The sequence below is a fragment of the Nocardia aegles genome, assembly GCF_052545135.1.
Genome location: NZ_JBQWRI010000007.1, coordinates 303,733 through 319,392 on the forward strand (window position 1 = coordinate 303,733; position 15,660 = coordinate 319,392).

The 15,660-nt window shown below is 66.3% G+C and carries 17 protein-coding genes and 1 tRNA gene; 15 read left to right on the plus strand and 3 right to left on the minus strand.

What is annotated here, in order from left to right:
- Positions 1-9: 9 nt before the first annotated feature.
- Positions 10-621: a putative glycolipid-binding domain-containing protein gene (locus tag ACT89H_RS20945; RefSeq protein ID WP_445110390.1), complete on the plus strand. Its 612-nt coding sequence runs from the start codon at positions 10-12 to the stop codon at positions 619-621.
- A gap of 5 nt (positions 622-626) precedes the next feature.
- Here the strand turns inward: ACT89H_RS20945 and ACT89H_RS20950 are convergent, their stop codons facing one another.
- Positions 627-1,577, minus strand: coding sequence for a prephenate dehydrogenase (locus tag ACT89H_RS20950; RefSeq protein ID WP_445110304.1), 951 nt, complete (start codon positions 1,575-1,577; stop codon positions 627-629).
- A 58-nt stretch (positions 1,578-1,635) separates the two neighbouring features.
- On the opposite strand from ACT89H_RS20950, the gene ACT89H_RS20955 reads away from it, so the two are divergent.
- The 3 genes from ACT89H_RS20955 (at position 1,636) to ACT89H_RS20965 (ending at position 2,806) form a co-directional block, all read left to right on the plus strand.
- A complete protein-coding gene (locus ACT89H_RS20955; RefSeq protein WP_445110305.1) occupies positions 1,636-2,175 on the plus strand; it encodes a tRNA adenosine deaminase-associated protein in 540 nt (179 codons plus the stop codon).
- 40 nt (positions 2,176-2,215) lie between these two features.
- Entirely contained in the window at positions 2,216-2,650 is a 435-nt protein-coding gene (locus ACT89H_RS20960; RefSeq protein ID WP_445110391.1) for a nucleoside deaminase, read from the plus strand.
- 65 nt (positions 2,651-2,715) lie between these two features.
- Positions 2,716-2,806: transfer RNA gene (locus tag ACT89H_RS20965), tRNA-Ser, on the plus strand.
- A 36-nt stretch (positions 2,807-2,842) separates the two neighbouring features.
- Here ACT89H_RS20965 and ACT89H_RS20970 read toward each other — a convergent pair.
- Positions 2,843-4,063, minus strand: a complete 1,221-nt coding sequence (locus ACT89H_RS20970; RefSeq protein ID WP_445110306.1) for a tyrosine-type recombinase/integrase — start codon at positions 4,061-4,063, stop codon at positions 2,843-2,845.
- A complete protein-coding gene (locus tag ACT89H_RS20975; protein ID WP_445110307.1) occupies positions 4,050-4,571 on the minus strand; it encodes a helix-turn-helix domain-containing protein in 522 nt (173 codons plus the stop codon). Before ACT89H_RS20975 ends, ACT89H_RS20970 begins: the two co-directional genes overlap by 14 nt.
- Positions 4,572-4,699: 128 nt before the next feature.
- Between ACT89H_RS20975 and ACT89H_RS20980 the strand changes: the two genes are divergently transcribed.
- The 11 genes from ACT89H_RS20980 (at position 4,700) to ACT89H_RS21030 (ending at position 15,565) form a co-directional block, all read left to right on the plus strand.
- Positions 4,700-4,948 (plus strand): hypothetical protein, encoded by a 249-nt coding sequence (locus tag ACT89H_RS20980; RefSeq protein ID WP_445110308.1) that lies wholly within the window; start codon positions 4,700-4,702, stop codon positions 4,946-4,948.
- A gap of 97 nt (positions 4,949-5,045) precedes the next feature.
- Entirely contained in the window at positions 5,046-5,930 is an 885-nt protein-coding gene (locus ACT89H_RS20985) for a hypothetical protein (RefSeq protein ID WP_445110309.1), read from the plus strand.
- Positions 5,927-6,244 (plus strand): hypothetical protein, encoded by a 318-nt coding sequence (locus ACT89H_RS20990; protein WP_445110310.1) that lies wholly within the window; start codon positions 5,927-5,929, stop codon positions 6,242-6,244. The genes ACT89H_RS20985 and ACT89H_RS20990 overlap by 4 nt, the downstream gene beginning before the upstream one ends.
- Complete coding sequence (locus ACT89H_RS20995; protein WP_445110311.1) at positions 6,237-6,587, plus strand: hypothetical protein; 351 nt, start codon at positions 6,237-6,239, stop codon at positions 6,585-6,587. Before ACT89H_RS20990 ends, ACT89H_RS20995 begins: the two co-directional genes overlap by 8 nt.
- A gap of 301 nt (positions 6,588-6,888) precedes the next feature.
- The gene (locus ACT89H_RS21000) at positions 6,889-7,611 is read left to right on the plus strand and encodes a bifunctional DNA primase/polymerase (protein ID WP_445110392.1); all 723 of its coding nucleotides are present in this window, start codon (positions 6,889-6,891) and stop codon (positions 7,609-7,611) included.
- On the plus strand, positions 7,608-8,999 hold the full coding sequence (locus tag ACT89H_RS21005; RefSeq protein WP_445110312.1) for an AAA family ATPase: 1,392 nt from the start codon (positions 7,608-7,610) through the stop codon (positions 8,997-8,999). The genes ACT89H_RS21000 and ACT89H_RS21005 overlap by 4 nt, the downstream gene beginning before the upstream one ends.
- Positions 9,000-9,081: 82 nt before the next feature.
- Positions 9,082-9,438, plus strand: coding sequence for a hypothetical protein (locus tag ACT89H_RS21010; RefSeq protein WP_445110313.1), 357 nt, complete (start codon positions 9,082-9,084; stop codon positions 9,436-9,438).
- 60 nt (positions 9,439-9,498) lie between these two features.
- Positions 9,499-9,687 carry a hypothetical protein gene (locus ACT89H_RS21015; protein ID WP_445110314.1) on the plus strand — a complete coding sequence of 63 codons (189 nt, stop codon included), beginning with the start codon at positions 9,499-9,501 and terminating at the stop codon, positions 9,685-9,687.
- Positions 9,688-14,430: a phage tail tape measure protein gene (locus ACT89H_RS21020; RefSeq protein WP_445110315.1), complete on the plus strand. Its 4,743-nt coding sequence runs from the start codon at positions 9,688-9,690 to the stop codon at positions 14,428-14,430.
- 44 nt (positions 14,431-14,474) lie between these two features.
- Positions 14,475-15,242 (plus strand): hypothetical protein, encoded by a 768-nt coding sequence (locus ACT89H_RS21025; RefSeq protein WP_445110316.1) that lies wholly within the window; start codon positions 14,475-14,477, stop codon positions 15,240-15,242.
- A gap of 170 nt (positions 15,243-15,412) precedes the next feature.
- Entirely contained in the window at positions 15,413-15,565 is a 153-nt protein-coding gene (locus ACT89H_RS21030) for a hypothetical protein (protein ID WP_445110317.1), read from the plus strand.
- The last annotated feature ends 95 nt before the right edge of the window (positions 15,566-15,660 follow it).

Consider the following 15,660-nt stretch of genomic DNA (forward strand, 5'->3'; position numbering starts at 1 on the left):
AGATACGTGATGACCCCAGCCTCCGACCCCGAGAGCCCCGCCGCGAGCACGCAGGAATCCCGGTGGCCGGCGATCCTCACCTGGCGCGCCCCCGACGCGACCCGGATGGAGTCGGTGCGGGTGCAGCTGAACGGCAACCGCATCCGCGCCACCGGGCGCATGATCGGCGGCGCGAGCGCGGACCATCCGGCGTTCAGCGCGTCGTACGACCTGGTCACCGACGAGAACGGCGCGACGAAACGGCTGTCGCTGCGCACCACGACGGCCGCCGGGGAGCGGCACGCCTCCATCGCCCGCGACGAGGAGAACTACTGGCTCGTCGACGCGGGCGGCAACCATGTGCGCTCCACCTTCGCCGGCGCCCTCGACGTCGACGTGGTGCTCAGCCCGTTCTTCAACACCCTGCCGATCCGCCGCTACGACCTGCAGCACGCGGTCGAGGACGTCCAGGTCCCGGTGGTCTACGTCCGCCTGCCCGACCTGCTCGTCCAGGAGGCCACCCTGGTCTACAGCAGCGCCGCCGACGGCATCAGTGTGCTGTCGCCGGTCTCCAGCGCGACGGTCACGGTGGACGCCGACGGGTTCCTGCTGGACTACCCGGGACTGGCCGAACGGATCTGACGCGGTCAGCTCAGCCGGGTGATGACCCCACCGCGCTCGCCTGCCGCCCGCAGGTCTTCCAGCCAATCGCGGTCGCCGGGACGGATGTCGGTGATCTCCCAGCGGCGCGCGGATTCATAGCGTTGTCGCGCGTTGTGCCCGGCCTCGACGAGGTCCGCGAGGGATCGCTTGTCGCGCAGGCTATCGCGCGCCGCGCCGAGCACGGTGAGTGTTTCGTCCAGAACTTCCAGTAGTGCCGCGGAATTCGGTTCGCAGATCGCGCGAACCAGGTCGGGCGCCGTGCCCGCGACGCGGGTGCCATCCCGGAACGACCCGGCCGCGAGTCCCAGCGCGAGCTCACCTCCGCCGGCGCCTGCCACAGCCAGTGCCTCGGCGAGCACGTGCGGCAGGTGGGAGATGCGGGCCACAGCGCGATCGTGTTCCGCGGCCACCACCGGTACCACCACCGCGCCGCAATCCAGCGCCAGCCGCACCACGCGGGTCCACGGGTCCACCCCCGTGCCCTCGTCGACGCCGATCGCCCACACCGCGTCCCGGAACAGTGCGGAATCGGCGGCTGTCCAGCCTGATTCCGACGTACCGGCCATGGGATGGCCGCCGACGTACCGGCGGGCCAGACCGTGGTCGCGCACAGCCGCCGCGACCGGCCCCTTCACGCTCACCACATCGGTGATGGCGCACTCCGGCGCGTAGCGGGCGATCGCCGAGAGCATGTGGTCCACCGCGGGCATCGGCACCGCGACGACGATGAGCGCGTCGGTCTCGGCGGCGCGGCGCAGCGCGGCAGGCAAGTCTTCGGTGACGTCGAATCCGTCGGCGCGGGCGGCCCGCGCGCCCACCGCGGAGCGGTTGTACCCCCAGCAGTCGTAGCCCGCGGCGACGGCCGCGCGCAACAGCGACCCACCGATCAAACCGGTCCCGAGGACGCACACGGGTGCTTTCTTCGCCGAAGTCACCGGAACAGATTGGCATACGACTTCAACATTTCAGCTCGAGCAGACTACCGTTGCGGCCATGGCAGCACAGCGCTCGGGCACGAACAGGGCGGCGTCGGACGATTACGACGACGTGGAGGGGTTCGCAGTGGCGGTTGTCCGCGAAGAAGGCAAGTGGCGGTGCAGTCCGCTGAGCCGGGACACGCTCACCGATCTGTCCGCCGCGGAAACCGAACTGAAGGCATTGCGCAGTTCCGGAGCGGTGTTCGGGTTGCTCGACATCGACGACGAGTTCTTCATCGTGCTCCGGCCCGCGCCGAGCGGAACCCGGATGCTCGTCTCGGACGCCACGGCCGCGATCGATTACGACATCGCCGCGGACATCCTAGAGGCCCTGAACGTGGAAATTCCCGACATCGATCCGGATGAACTGGACGACGTGGAACCGTGGGAGGAGGGCGACCTCGGTGTGCTCGCCGATCTCGGCCTGCCCGAACCGGTGCTGAGCGTCATCCTCGCCGAGACCGATCTCTATCCCGACGAGCAGCTCGGCATGATCGCCCAGCGTCTGGGCTTCGCGAACGAATTCGCCGCGGTGCTGGACAAGCTACCGCGCTGACGTGGGCGTTCTCCCGGACGCGTTCCCCTCGGACACTGACATGGTGCGCGCGGCCATCGATGCCGCGGCGGCCGCGGGGGAGCGTGACGTACCCGTCGGTGCGGTGGTATTCGACTCCGCCGGAAGGGAACTCGCTCGGGCCGCGAACGCGCGGGAGGCGTTGGGCGATCCGACCGCGCACGCGGAGATCCTGGCGCTGCGCCGCGCCGCCGCGGTCTACGGCGACGGATGGCGGCTGGAGGGCGCCACGCTCGCCGTCACGCTGGAGCCGTGCACCATGTGCGCTGGTGCGCTGGTGCTCGCGCGGGTGGGCCGCCTGATCTTCGGCGCGTGGGAGCCGAAGACCGGCGCCGTCGGCTCGCTGTGGGACGTGGTGCGTGACCGCCGGCTCAACCACCGGCCCCAGGTACGCGGCGGGGTGCTCGCGGACGAATGCGCGGCCTTGCTCGACGAATTCTTCCGCACCCAGCGCTGAGCCCACCGCACCCAGGTTATACAGGGGATTTAGTGATCTGGCACCGGTCCGGTATGGTTGTCGGCGGTGGCGTGTCCGAGCGGCCTAAGGAGCACGCCTCGAAAGCGTGTGAGGGGTAACCCCCCTCCGAGGGTTCAAATCCCTCCGCCACCGCCATAGCCCTTCATCTGTTTACACAGGTGAGGGGCTTTTTCATGCCGCAGTAGCGTCGGTTTCCTCGTCCGTGGGCACATTTTGGGCACACTCGCCCGGTCCATACGCCGCGTCGATGGCGTCCGCGAGCTTGTCCAGGTCGTCGTCGAACAAGTCCGCGTAGGTGTTCAACGTCTCCTTGGCGTCCTTGTGCCCGAGCAACCGGGCCAGCGCCAGCACGTTCGCCCCGGCCGAGACAGCCAGCGACGCGCACGTGTGCCGTAGGTCGTGGGGCGTGATCGGCTGCACTTGCGCCCGCTTCACGGCCCCGGTGAACCACCCGCCTTCCGTCTTCGGCCGCGGCAGGAACTTGGTCGCGTCGTCCGGATGCGGGAACACCAGCGCGTCACCCTGCTTGCCCTTCATGTGCTCCTTGAGCTGATCGAGGATGAACCGCGGCACGGGTACGGTGCGGATCTCCTTGCCCTTGGTCTGGCCCTCCGCGTGCTCGACGCCGAGCTGCACGGCGTTGTTCTCCACGGTGATGCGCCTGCGCGGAATGTCGATGTCGCGTACGCGTAGCGCGATCAGCTCGCCCCATCGAGGCCCGCAGTAGGCGAGCATGAGCACCAGGAGTCTGTGTCGACCGGCCTCATTCGCGAGCCGCTGCACGTCGTCGGCATTGAGGTAGACGTGGCGTCTCTTGCTCTTCGTCGGCAGGACCTTTGAGACCTGCTTGCCTCGAGCGTGATTTTTCGGAATGAGCCGCTTCGTGTCCACGGCCATATCGAGAATGCCCGCGAGAACTCCGAATGCGCGAATGATCACGGTCGCACCGGCATTGATGTCCGGCTTGCCCTTCTCCTTGGCGCGTTCCTGCGCGACCAGGCGCATGTCGATGATCCATTCCCGCACCGAATCTTGGGTCACGTCGCCGATTCGGATGTGTCCCCATCTGGGCTGTACGTGGTTGCGCCAAGCCGCCTCGAGCGTCCGGTAATTCGATGGTGCGACGCTCGCCTTCTTCTCCTTCAGCCAGTCCAGCGCCAACTCATCGTGCGTGATCCTGCCGAGCGACGGCGCGATGTAGTCGCCATCTGCCTTTTTGACCTCTACCCGGTTGGCGAACGCCTCGGCGTCGGTCTTGCGTCGGAAGCCGCGGCGCTTGGTCTGCGCGCCGTTCGGCTTGCGGTAGCGCACCATATAGCGGATCTCAGGCTTGCGGAGCTTGCCGTCCTTGCCGCACTTAGGTGTCAGTTCGTAGCTCTCAATCGTCGCCATCGTCTGCTTCCCCCTCATCGTCGGGTGCGGTGACCAGGAAGACGTTCGGTGCGCCCGCGACTCCTTGCAGGGTGGGGTCTGAGTTCAACCTGTACTGGGTTTGAGCTGCACGTATGCGGTCGGATCGCCCGAGCTTTGGAAAGGCCGCTTCCAGCATCTCGCCGAGAAGCAGAGGCCGCTCGCCCTTGCCCCAATCCCACACTTCCCACCCCGGCCGCATCTCCGCGCCCGTGATGGTCACGACGTGCTCAACGCTGGTCGGCGGTAGCAGCAATGCCAGCGGCGAGCAGTTCAGCGCGACACTGAGCGCAACTAGGTCATCGACTGTTACGCGGCGTTGGCTCTCCTCCATCCGCCGAACACCTACAGGTGAAATATCCCATTCGGCAACAGATTTCAGCCGTTCTGACACCTCCTTGTAGTTCAGATCCAGCGCCTTCCGCAGCCGAGCGATGTTCGCCCCGACTGTCTTGGCGGTCGGGCCATACTCCGGTTCTCTGCCTGCCATGACCGCGATACTTGCATAGTTTGCCATTCGCAATCAACAGTTGACTACGGAGAACTTTAGTGATTCCATGTCAATCATCGTCAAAGTAAGACGATAAGTGACATGTAACGACACTAAGAGGAGTTCGCGTGAAACGGACCCGCCTCCCGATCGAGAAGGCAGTCATCCCCCAAGAAACGACCGCGCCGGACAACGCACACGCCACACCTACCGATCTGGCGCGGCACTGGCAGACCACCGAGGCCGCCTTGGCGCAACAGCGATACCGAGGTGACGGGCCGGAGTACATGATCATCGGGCGCCGCAGGATCTTGTACTCCTGGGAGGCCATTCACGCCTACGAGGCCGAGAACACCGTCCGGCCAGGGGCCGCCTGATGCCCGATTCACCGCCCCGAAACGGGAGCGACCCGGGAGCGGATGCCACCGCGTCCCGGGCCGTCGAAAGAACATCACCCTCACCAAAGGATGTGCAGTGAACAGCGTACCCTTCCCCGGCCCGTCCACGGCAGCTGCCATCGGCATGGGCCACGTCGCCGAACAGGACCGCGAGTTCGGCCAGTTCGCGCGATCGGTCAACCACAAGGTCAAGCGAGCCATTGTCGAGTCCGGCCTGTCCATCTCGACCGTCAGCGCGCTGACCGAGATCACGGAGGACCGAATCAACGTCTGCTTGGACGGCAAAGAGCCGTGGCTGATCGATGAGGTCGGACTCATCGGCGCACATCTCGGCGTCAGCGTCCTGAGCTTGCTGGTCGGCCCCACCTTCGCCAAGGAGGTCGAGCTCGCGCTCGCCGATGTGGAACCTGCGGAGCTCACCGAGCAGCAACGCGACGGTCACGCTTGCCGCAAGTGCGGTCGTGAGTTCGGCGTCGGATCCACGTCCAAGCCCGCGGGCTACAGCAACGGACGCCAACTGTTCGAGTGCAGCGACGGCTGGGGCTGCTCGGCCGAAGTCGTCGAATGGATTGACCTACTCTGCTCGACCTGCACCGCGGTCGTCGGCACCGCACCTGCTCCGTTGCCGGATGTCGCGGTCAAGTGCCAACAGTGCAACCGGGCCGCCACCTGCGCGTTGTTCTGCAATCTGGGCGACGGACACCTGGGCGAGATGCTCGACGACGACAGGGTCTGCTGGGGACCTGACCACTTGGTCCCGCTGACGTTGGAACCCCAGTACTACCCCCAGGCAATGCCCGCCGTGGAGGTCTCTGCACATCGTCAGTGGGGCGGCAGGGACTCTGTCTACTTGGCGTGCCCGAACGGTGACGTGGACATGACGGTTGCCGAGGCCCGACGGCTCGCGGCTGTCCTGATGGAAGTCGCCGAACAGGTCGAAGCCGAGGGGGCGCGGTCGTGACTCACCCCCACGTGGCCCCGTCGATCGGTCGGCCGATCTGCTCGCCCGACGACGCCCGGGAACTGTGGCGCAAGCACTTCGGCGACCGCGCAGTTCCGGCCGACAACCCCCGGGTGCCCCGACGCAGTGAGCAGGCATGGCGGGAGCGAGTGCAACGGTCCCAGCTCGCCGCGCTGACCCAGCGGCTCGCCGCGGTCGACGGCATGTCGATGCCCGAGGTGGAGCGGGCATGGGCCGATGCATTCCGCACTGTCCGTGCGCTGTTCGGCAGCGACGAGACGACCGACACCCCGAAGGGAATCAAGCATGGATGACATGCCCGACGTGAGGCTGATCGTCAACGACGACGGCACCCCGCGCGGCGTCCTCGACGTCTCGCGGATCCAGTCCGCCGCGACGGTGATGATGTACGAATACGCCTGTGCCGCAGGCGATGACGCCGCAACCGATAGCGTCGGCATCGAATGGGCGCAGACCCTCCCGCCGGACGAACTCGGCTACACCACGGCCTGCGCGCTGGCCTTGCTCGTTCGGAACGTCATCGCGCCGATTTTGGAAGTCGTCGCCACGCTCGCCCCCGAGGTGGAGCGGGATATCCGCTCCAAGTTGGCCGAGTCTCGCGACTATGCGCAGGCCACCCTTGGCGGTGGCCGTTGACCGACACCTGCGAAACCCGAGGCGCTGCGGCTGATGCCGCTGCGCCTTCGGGCGCAATCCTCAGCGAACACACAGAAGCCGTTGTCGAGGCTCGATTACTGGAAGAGGCTCGGCGGCAGGGGTTCAGCCTTGCTGTCCGCTGCACGCGGTGTCGGCACTGGCTGATCTCCCGCCGAAGTGTCGCAACGCATTTGGGTCCGCGATGCCGCCGCAAGATCGCGCTCGAGAAGGACGGGCGGATTCAACTTGATGATCGCGGTGACAGCGCGATGGTCCCGAACCGGGGGGATGCCGCGTGACCATGCTAGAAGATGCGTTGACCTACGCGCGTGCCGGGGAGGAAGTGCTCCCTGTAGTTCCATGCGGCAAAAATCCAGCGACCGAGCACGGGTTCTACGACGCCACTGCCGACCCCGAACGGATCGCGACATTGTGGCGGATGAACTCGAACTACAACATCGGGATCCGTCCGCCCTTGGGCATCGTCGTGTTGGATGTCGACGTTCAGAACGGGGGCGCGAAGGAAGATCTTGGAGCACTTCCTCCCACGCGGGTTGCCCGCACCGGCTCTGGTGGATATCACTTGTGGTTCCGATACCGAGGTCCGGTTCGAGGTGCGCTCGCAGACGCGGTCGGCATCGACATCAAGTCGAACAACGGGTATGTGATCGTGCCGCCCAGCGTGCACAAGAGCGGTCGTCGCTACGAGTGGATCAGCCGGGCCCCGATCGCGATGCTGCCAACGCATCTTCGCCCTCGAGTAGCCAAGCCGAAGCCGCCGCGGCGCAGGGTGTCCGTGGAGCTGACATCCTCCGATACCTGGGTAGCTGGACTGGTTCGGACCGTGGCCGAAGCCGCGCCGGGCAACCGCAACCACCTGTTGTTCTGGGCGGCTTGCCGGGTGGTCGAGCGCGGCGCCGATCCGGCGGTGATGGACCTTCTGCGCGCCGCGGCTGCCACGGTGGGGCTCAGCGGCGGCGAGATCGAACGCACCGTGAATTCCGCAGAGAGGCGCCGGGCGTGACCGATCAACTACGAGGAGCGCCGCGGAAGCACTGCGCCGAACACCCCGACGGCCCGTTCGTCGACTGCCTGGACTGCACTGCGGCATGTGCCGCGCGAGAGGCGTGGATCCGCACCAAGCTCGACGCCGACCGAAGGGACTCGCCCACGCTGCTCGGTGGGCTCCGTGACGGCCGTTGGCTCGACGCGCAGGAGTTCCCGCCGCTGTCGTGGTGCGTCCCCGGCGTCGTGTCCGAAGGGTTCGGTCTGCTCGTCGGGCCGCCCAAGGCTGGCAAATCATGGATGGTCGCTGATGTCGCCCTGGCGTGCGCGCGGGGCGGGCTCGCCTTCGGCCGTATCCAGGTGCAACAGCGTCCGGTGCTGTACCTGGCGCTCGAGGACGGCCACCGCCGCTTGCAATCACGGTTCCGCACCCTGATGCAGGACCAGCCGATACCGGCCGGAATCTCGTTCATCGTCAAGGCCGAGCAGAACGTCATCATTGCCACAATCGCCGAATTCATGACCCGCAGCCACGGCGCGGCGCCGCTGGTCATTCTCGACACGCTCGGCAAGGCCCGCCCACCGAAGGCGCGCGGCGAAGATTCTTACGCCGCGGATTACGCGTTCGGTACCCAGTTGAAGAACGTCGCCGACAGCATGCCCGGTGCGTCCCTGCTCGTCGTGCACCACACCCGCAAGGCAGAAAGCACCGATTTCGTCGACGCCGTGAGTGGAACGCAGGGCATCGCCGGATCCGCTGATTTCGTGCTGGTGCTCGCCCGCAAACGCAAGTCCGCACAGGCAGTCCTCTCGGTCACCGGGCGGGACATCCCCGAGAACGAATACGCCCTCATCACCGAGGACGGCCGATGGTCGCTCGACGGCATGGACCTCATGGACGCAGCCGCAGCAGTCGAGACCCGGCAGCAGACAAGCCAGCTCGGCGACCGCACGATGGACGCTCTCGCGTTCGTTGCTGCCCGGCCGCTCGGCACCCGCGCAACCGACCTCGCCGAGAAGCTGGGCATCAGCAACGACGACGCGGGCAAGTACCTCCGCCGACTGCTCGACAAGGGCCTCATCGGCAAGCGGACACGCGGTGTGTTCGTACCTGTGTCCGAACTGTCCGAACGGTCCGAAGGACTGGATAACCCCATCTCCCAGGGTGATTCTGTTTCGGACACCGACCCGCAACTTTCGGACACTCAATCGTCAGTGTCCGAACGGGACGTGCATGTGTCCGAAACGAATAGCGTCGCTGACCTGCAAGAACGAATCGGTTCGGACCGTTCGGACACATCGGACAGGACGGTTACACCACTCGATGCATCACGCAGGAGCGAGCACCGCACACGTGTACGGAAACGCACGCGCGGTGGTGTTCCCACCGAAGGGGACGCGAGCTAGTGCGCGCCCTGCACGCCGGTCGCCGCGCGGTTGCTGACACCCGGCGACCGCACGGCGTCGGCACCCGGGGGGAGGCGAGCCTATGACGGGACTGAACCTCGATGGGATCGAGATCCGCGCGGCCTATTACTGCTTGTCGGAAATGATGCGCCACAGACGCCGTGCGGGTCTCCCGATCCCGGACTCGGTGCGGCGTCTGTATGACAAGCTCGATTGGGAAATCCGATTCGGCACTGAGCCGAGTTTTTCGCCGGTCGCTGAAATACCGGATGCGATCGGCACGGACGAAGCCGCGCGGATACTGTGCATGTCGAAGCGATACGTGCGGCAGATCGCATCCGATTTCGACGGCGTCCGAATCAGCGGCACATGGCATTTCAGCCGGAGAGCCGTAGAGGAATACGCGAATATGCAGCGGAAACACCGCCGACGGAACTGACTTCGACCTCTCTCCGCCAGTCTCGAGGAAACCCGGGACCGGTGGAAAGGGGCCGACGTCATGAGGAACTGGAACGGTTTCGCTGCGATCAGCGAACCACCGGTCGCGCCGATCGATTACCTACTCGACGGCGTCGTGAACTATCTGGCGTCGCTCACTGCGCGTGACCTCGCCGCGCTGCTGGCCCAGGTCCGGCCCCCGAACCCTCCCGGCGCCGAGTCGACGCCGGCCGGGCGGGAGGTCGCGTAAATGGCGGTAGAGGTCGCGACCGCGTACGTGTCGCTGGTCGTCGATACCCGTGGCATCCCTGCGCAGATTCGCAGCGCGTTCGGGCAGAGCGAGCGCGACGCGCAACAGAGCGGCCAGCGGATGGGCAATTCGTTGCAGCGCGGCGCCAGCTCCGGCGCGGGAGGTATCTCCGGGGCGCTGCGGCGGGTGTTCGGTATGGGTGAGCGGGACGCCGAGGCGAGCGGCCAGCGGATGGGCAATCACCTGGGCCGCGGCATCGGTGGCGCTCTGGGCAGTCTCGGCCCGGCGCTGCTCGGGACTTCCGCTGTCGCTGGGCTGGCTGCGTCGTTCGTGCAGGTCGTCAAGGTCGGCAACGAGTACACGACCAGCCTGAACACGATGAAGGCTGTCACGGGGGCGACAGCCAGCGAGATGGCCGCGGTGTCCGAGCGCGCCAAACAGCTCGGCAACGACATCACCCTGCCTGGTACATCGGCCAGCGACGCCGCTGCCGCGATGACGGAGCTGGCGAAGGGCGGATTCAGCGTCCAGCAGTCGATGGACGCCGCCAAAGGCTCACTACAGTTGGCGGCTGCGGCGCAAATCAGCGCGGGGCAGGCCGCGACGATTCAGTCTCAAGCGTTACAGGCTTTCGGTCTCCAGGCGTCCGACGCGGGCCGTGTCGCCGATGTGCTCGCCAATACCGCGAACGCGACTTCGGCCGAGATCACCGATGTTGCGTTGGGTCTGCAGCAGGGCGGCACGGTAGCAAAACAATTCGGCTTGTCGATCGAGGACACTGCCACCGCGCTCGGTCTTTTCGCCCAATCCGGTATCAGGGGATCCGATGCCGGAACCCTGCTCAAATCCGCGATGCTGGCGATCACCGACCGCGGCAAACCGGCGCAGGCCGCGATCGAGGAGCTGGGGCTCAAGCTCTACAACGCGCAGGGCCAGTTCGTCGGGTTGCGGAGCATGTTCGACCAGCTGTCGCAGGCGTCGAAGCGGATGTCGCCGGAGATGTATCAGGCGGCGACAAACGTGTTGTTCGGCTCGGACGCCATGCGGCTCGCGGCGGTCGCCGCAGATAAGGGCGTCGCCGGCTACGACCGGATGCATGACGCCATGAGCCGGACCGGTTCGGCGGCGGATGTGGCGAAGGCCAAGATGGAGGGCTTGCCGGGTGCGATGCAGACGGTCTCCAACGCCACCGAGAACCTGTCCCTGGAGGTGTACGACCTCATCAAGGGCCCGTTGGAGAAGTTCGCCACGAACGCCGCCAAGAGCATCACCGACGCCACACCGGGGATCGTCGACGGCCTGCACACCGCCTCCGACGCTCTTGTGTCGACCGGCCGGGCGGTCGGCCCGGTAGTCGGCTGGTTCCGCGGCTTGCCCGCTCCCGTTCAAGCCGCAACGGCCGCGCTGCTGGTGTTCAAGACCACCATGGTCGGAACGTGGGTCACCTCCGGTGCCGCTGCGCTGCAACGGTATGGGGCCGTGGCGAGCACGTTTGCCACAACTGTGGCGACCGCGAACGGCCGCGTCGTGCAGCTGGCCGGAGTGGGCGCAACAACCCTGGGCCGGTTCGGGTCCGCTGTCAACCAGCTCGGCACATCCGTGCCGCTGATCGGCCGGATGCAGACCTCGTTCTTGAATACGACGGCCGCGGCGACCGCTTTCGCTCGCACGCAGGGCACTATCGCCGCTGCGGCCACCGGTATGCGAGGAGCGGCCAGCGGCTTGGTCAGTTTCCTCGGCGGCCCCTGGGTGGTCGCTACCGTGGCTGCTGGTGCGGCGCTGTTCCAGCTGTGGTCGGAGATGAAGAAGGGTGAGGAGCACGCCAAAGCGCTGCAGTCGTCGCTGCGTGAACTCTCCACCACCCGTAGCGAACTCGCCGAAATTTTTGCGCTCAACGGTGGAGCGTTCAACGACCAGGCGATCCAAAATGTGACCCGGCAAATCGGGACCATGAAGAAAAGCCTGGACGATGCCGCGAATTTCAAGTCGGGATTCTTCGAGAAGGCCAAGGGGGCGGTCACATTCACCCTCGGCGACGCCTATAACAAGGACTGGTACGCCGAGCGGTGGGCGGGCGCGAAGAAGATCATCGACGACCTGAAGATGTCCGACCAGCAGCTCGCCGCGACCCTGGCCGATCAGTCGAAGTTCGATGATTTGGCGGGCCGGCTGCGCGGCATGGGGCAGGACGGCCGGTTCGCGCTATCGGAGCTGCAGGCGCTGCGCGACGGCATCGTGCGGATCCAAGACGCGGCCAAGAACACCACACCGGGGTTCGCGTCGCTGACCAATGCGGTGAAGACGCTGGCCGATGAGTCCGCCGACGCAGGCGACCGCGTCAACGCGATGAAGACCGCGCTGGATGTGATGTCCGGCAAGCCGATCGCCGCGCAGGACGCGCTGGCCCGCTACAACGATCAGCTGCGCGACACCGCGAAAGCCACCCAGGAGGCGTGGGACAACAGCCAAGGCTTCGGCCAGCAGTTGATCGGCCAGAACGGGCAAATCGACACCGCCACCGCGAACGGCGGCAGGCTGTATACCGAGCTGACCCGGATCCGTGACGCCACGATCACCGCGGCCGAAGCCGGGGTGGAGCTGGGTCCGGTGTTTCAACGCAACACCGACGCTTTCGGTGACCTGGCCCGCGCGACCGGTTTGACCGCCGAGCAGGTGCGGCAGCTGGCCGCCCAGGTCGGCTACCTACCGGACAACATCACCATCCTCGCGCAGCTTCGGGGCGCTGACAGTGTGGAGCAGCAGCTCATCGCGGTTCAGGGCCTGCTGCGCAACAACGCGCAGGGCGTCACCATCCCCACCGACGCGCTCACCGAGGAGACCAAACGCAAGCTCACCGACCTGGGTGTCCAGATCGAGGCCGTCAACGGCAAACCCGGAGTGGTGAAGGTCAGCGCCCCGGATGCGCAGGCGGTGATCGCGAAACTCGATGACCTGATCGCGAAGAATCTGCCCGACAAGACGCAGAGGGTGAAGGTCGAGTACGACGACAGCGGCTACCACCTGCCTCAGAGCACCCGTGAGCGGATGCACGAGAACATCGACTCCGTCCCGGTCGCACCCCGCGCCGACGGCGGAATCGACGGCCCCCTACCGTCGCAGGCCACCATCCAATCCCCGCGGGCACGCCTGTATCAGTGGGCGGAACCGGAAACCGGTGGCGAAGCATTTATTCCGCTCGGGCTGGGGAAGCGGTCGCGGTCGGTGGGCATCCTCGGCCAGGTCGCCGACATGTTCGGATTCGGGCTGGTGAAGATGGCCGACGGCGGCGTCATGCCCAAAGGCATCAAAGACGCCCTCGCAGCCGCCGGATCCGCGTCCGGGAAAAAGTACGTGTGGGGCGGCACCGGCCCGACCGGATTCGACTGCTCAGGGTTCATCGGCTGGCTGCAGCAGATCGCTATGGGCATCGTCGGTTCCACTCGCCGGATATACACCACGATGTCGCTGCTCGGTGGCGCGATGGCCGGATTGGAAGCGGGTCTCGGCCCGTCCGGGACCTGGTTCCGGGTCGGTGTCTCCCAAGAGCACATGGCGGGCACCATCAATGGGCAGGCCGTGGAGTCGGGCGGCGCGTTCGGCACCTCCGGGATCGGCGGCGGCCGCGCCAAGGCGGAGGACTCGCAGTTCCCGTTCAAATTCCACCTGCCGAACGAGCTGATCGCGGGCTGGGTGGAAGGCATGGACGCCGGCACCAGCGGGAGCCGGTCGAAGAGTAAGCGGAAGAAAGCCGAGTGGACCGACGCCGACGAAACGAACCTCGAAAGCGCGAATGTCGCTGTCCAGCAGGCGAAAGAGCGCCGCGACAAGGTGTATGCGGACAGCAAGAAGTCCGACGCCGACCGCCAGCAGGCCGACCTTGCGGTAAAGAAGGCCGAGGATCGTGTCGTCAAACTCCAGCAGAAGAAGGATGACGCCGCCGGGCAGGTGGAGAATGGCCCGGCGCCGCAAGCTCCCGCGCTGGAGCGGGCCTACAGCGACGAGGAGTTGGACCGCATCGACGCGCAAGTCGCTGTCGATCAGGCCAACGAACGCCGCAACGAGGTCTACGACGACATCGACGCCACCGACACCGACCGGCTGAAAGCGGACGCCGATTTGGCGCGCGCCCGCAACCGGCAGGCCGAGGTCGTGCAGGGCAAGAAGGACAAGGGCAAGGATTCGAAGGAATCCCAGATGTCGGGCAGGCTGCGGGACTTCGTCACCGGAATGGCCGGGATCGCGTTCGACGCGGTGCTGGAGATGATGCCGTTCGGGTTCGGTGAGCTACCGATCTGGAAATTCGACTGGTCGGTGTTCGACCCGAACAAGAACAAAGACAAAGACAAAGACAAGGACTCGAAGGCCGCGGAGAGTCCGCAGCAGGCGATCGGGCCGCTACCCACCTTCAACCAGGATCAGATCCTGCAGCAGTGGGGATTCAACCCCGCCGCCGGCACCCCGGACTGGGTGCCGGACTGGATACGCAACATCAAGGTCTTCGACACCGGTGGCTGGCTGGAACCGGGCGAGGTCGGTATCAACCTCAGTAGCCGACCGGAACCGATCTTCAACAGCCCCGCTCAACTGCAGCAGTTCGCGGCAGGAACCGTCAGTGCGTCCACCGGCCCGACGATGACCGTCAACAACTACGGCATGGACCCGCAATCGTCCGCGCGGGCGATGGAACGGCAGTGGCGCCGCCGAACTCTGGCCGACCAGTACGGAGGGGGGTTCGGGCGTTGACCATCGACCCACCGAACCCCACCACCCAACAAGGGAGAGAAAACATGACAAGCGTTCTCAACAACGACGGCCCGACCACCTACCCCAGCAACACCACGGCTCTCGCAATCGACCAGGCCGCCCCACCTGCCGACAACATCGCCACCGTGCCCGCGCCTTACTCGGTCGCACCCACGGTCAGCGGCGGCAGCGCCGTCGACCGCGCACAAGCCACCATCGAAGCAGTCGAAAACCAATTCGGGAAATACCTCGCCACCATCCGCGCCGAGCATTACAGCCCGGAAGGACTGCGCGCACAGATCCGCGCCTTCGCCGACACCCACGCCGGCCGCGCCATCGACAGCGCACTCGATGCCGCACGCCAGCGACGAGACGACGCACACACCGCTGTCGACCACGCACGCCGCGAACTGTCCCCCGACGGAGACACCGCCGCCGAACTCCGCGCCAGCCGGTACTGGAACCGCACCCAGCGGCTGCTCGACAGCCTCTCGCCGACCAAGGCCAGCGATGCCGCGACCACCCTGATCAAGGACGCAAACGCCGCCGAACTCGCCACCCTCCTACAAGAGCTGCTGCCCTACCTCCAGTCCCGCGGCATCGAAGCCGCCACCTACATCGACGCCGCACTCCGCGACCGCGCACCGGAGTACACCAACGCCAAGAAGCGCGCCACCGCCGCCGACAAGGCACTCATCGTCATGGAATACAACGCCAAAACCCTCCGCGAACGCATCAACGGGCTCACAGCACCGGGCGGATACCGACGCCCGATCCTCGTGGACGCTCGCCCGTACGACCCCGACCGCTGAACGGCCACCCGAGCAGTCACCGGCAATCGGCAGGCGGGCAGCCCAGGGGTGGCGCCCCACCCCCACCCAGGGCCCCAGCGCCACGGGTAGGCGGCTGCTGAAATCGCTGGCTACGTTTCCCCCTGATTCGGTCGGGGGGATGGCCTGGCGGCTCCAGGGAGGTGGCGCGGTTGGAGACGCGGTTGAATGCGTTGCGGTCGGGGCGTTCGGTGCTGGTGCATCGGTTCGAGTTGCCGCGGGCTGCGGTGGAGGGGCTGCCGGGGCAGTTGTTCGAGTTGCGCGGTGACCGCCTGTCGGTAGCCGAATACGAACGGGTCGGCTGACGGCACTGAACCGGAGTCCAGAGCAACCGGGCGCACACCTCCGCATAGAGAACCGGGGTACTCATACATGAGTACCCCGGTTCTGCGTTTCGGGA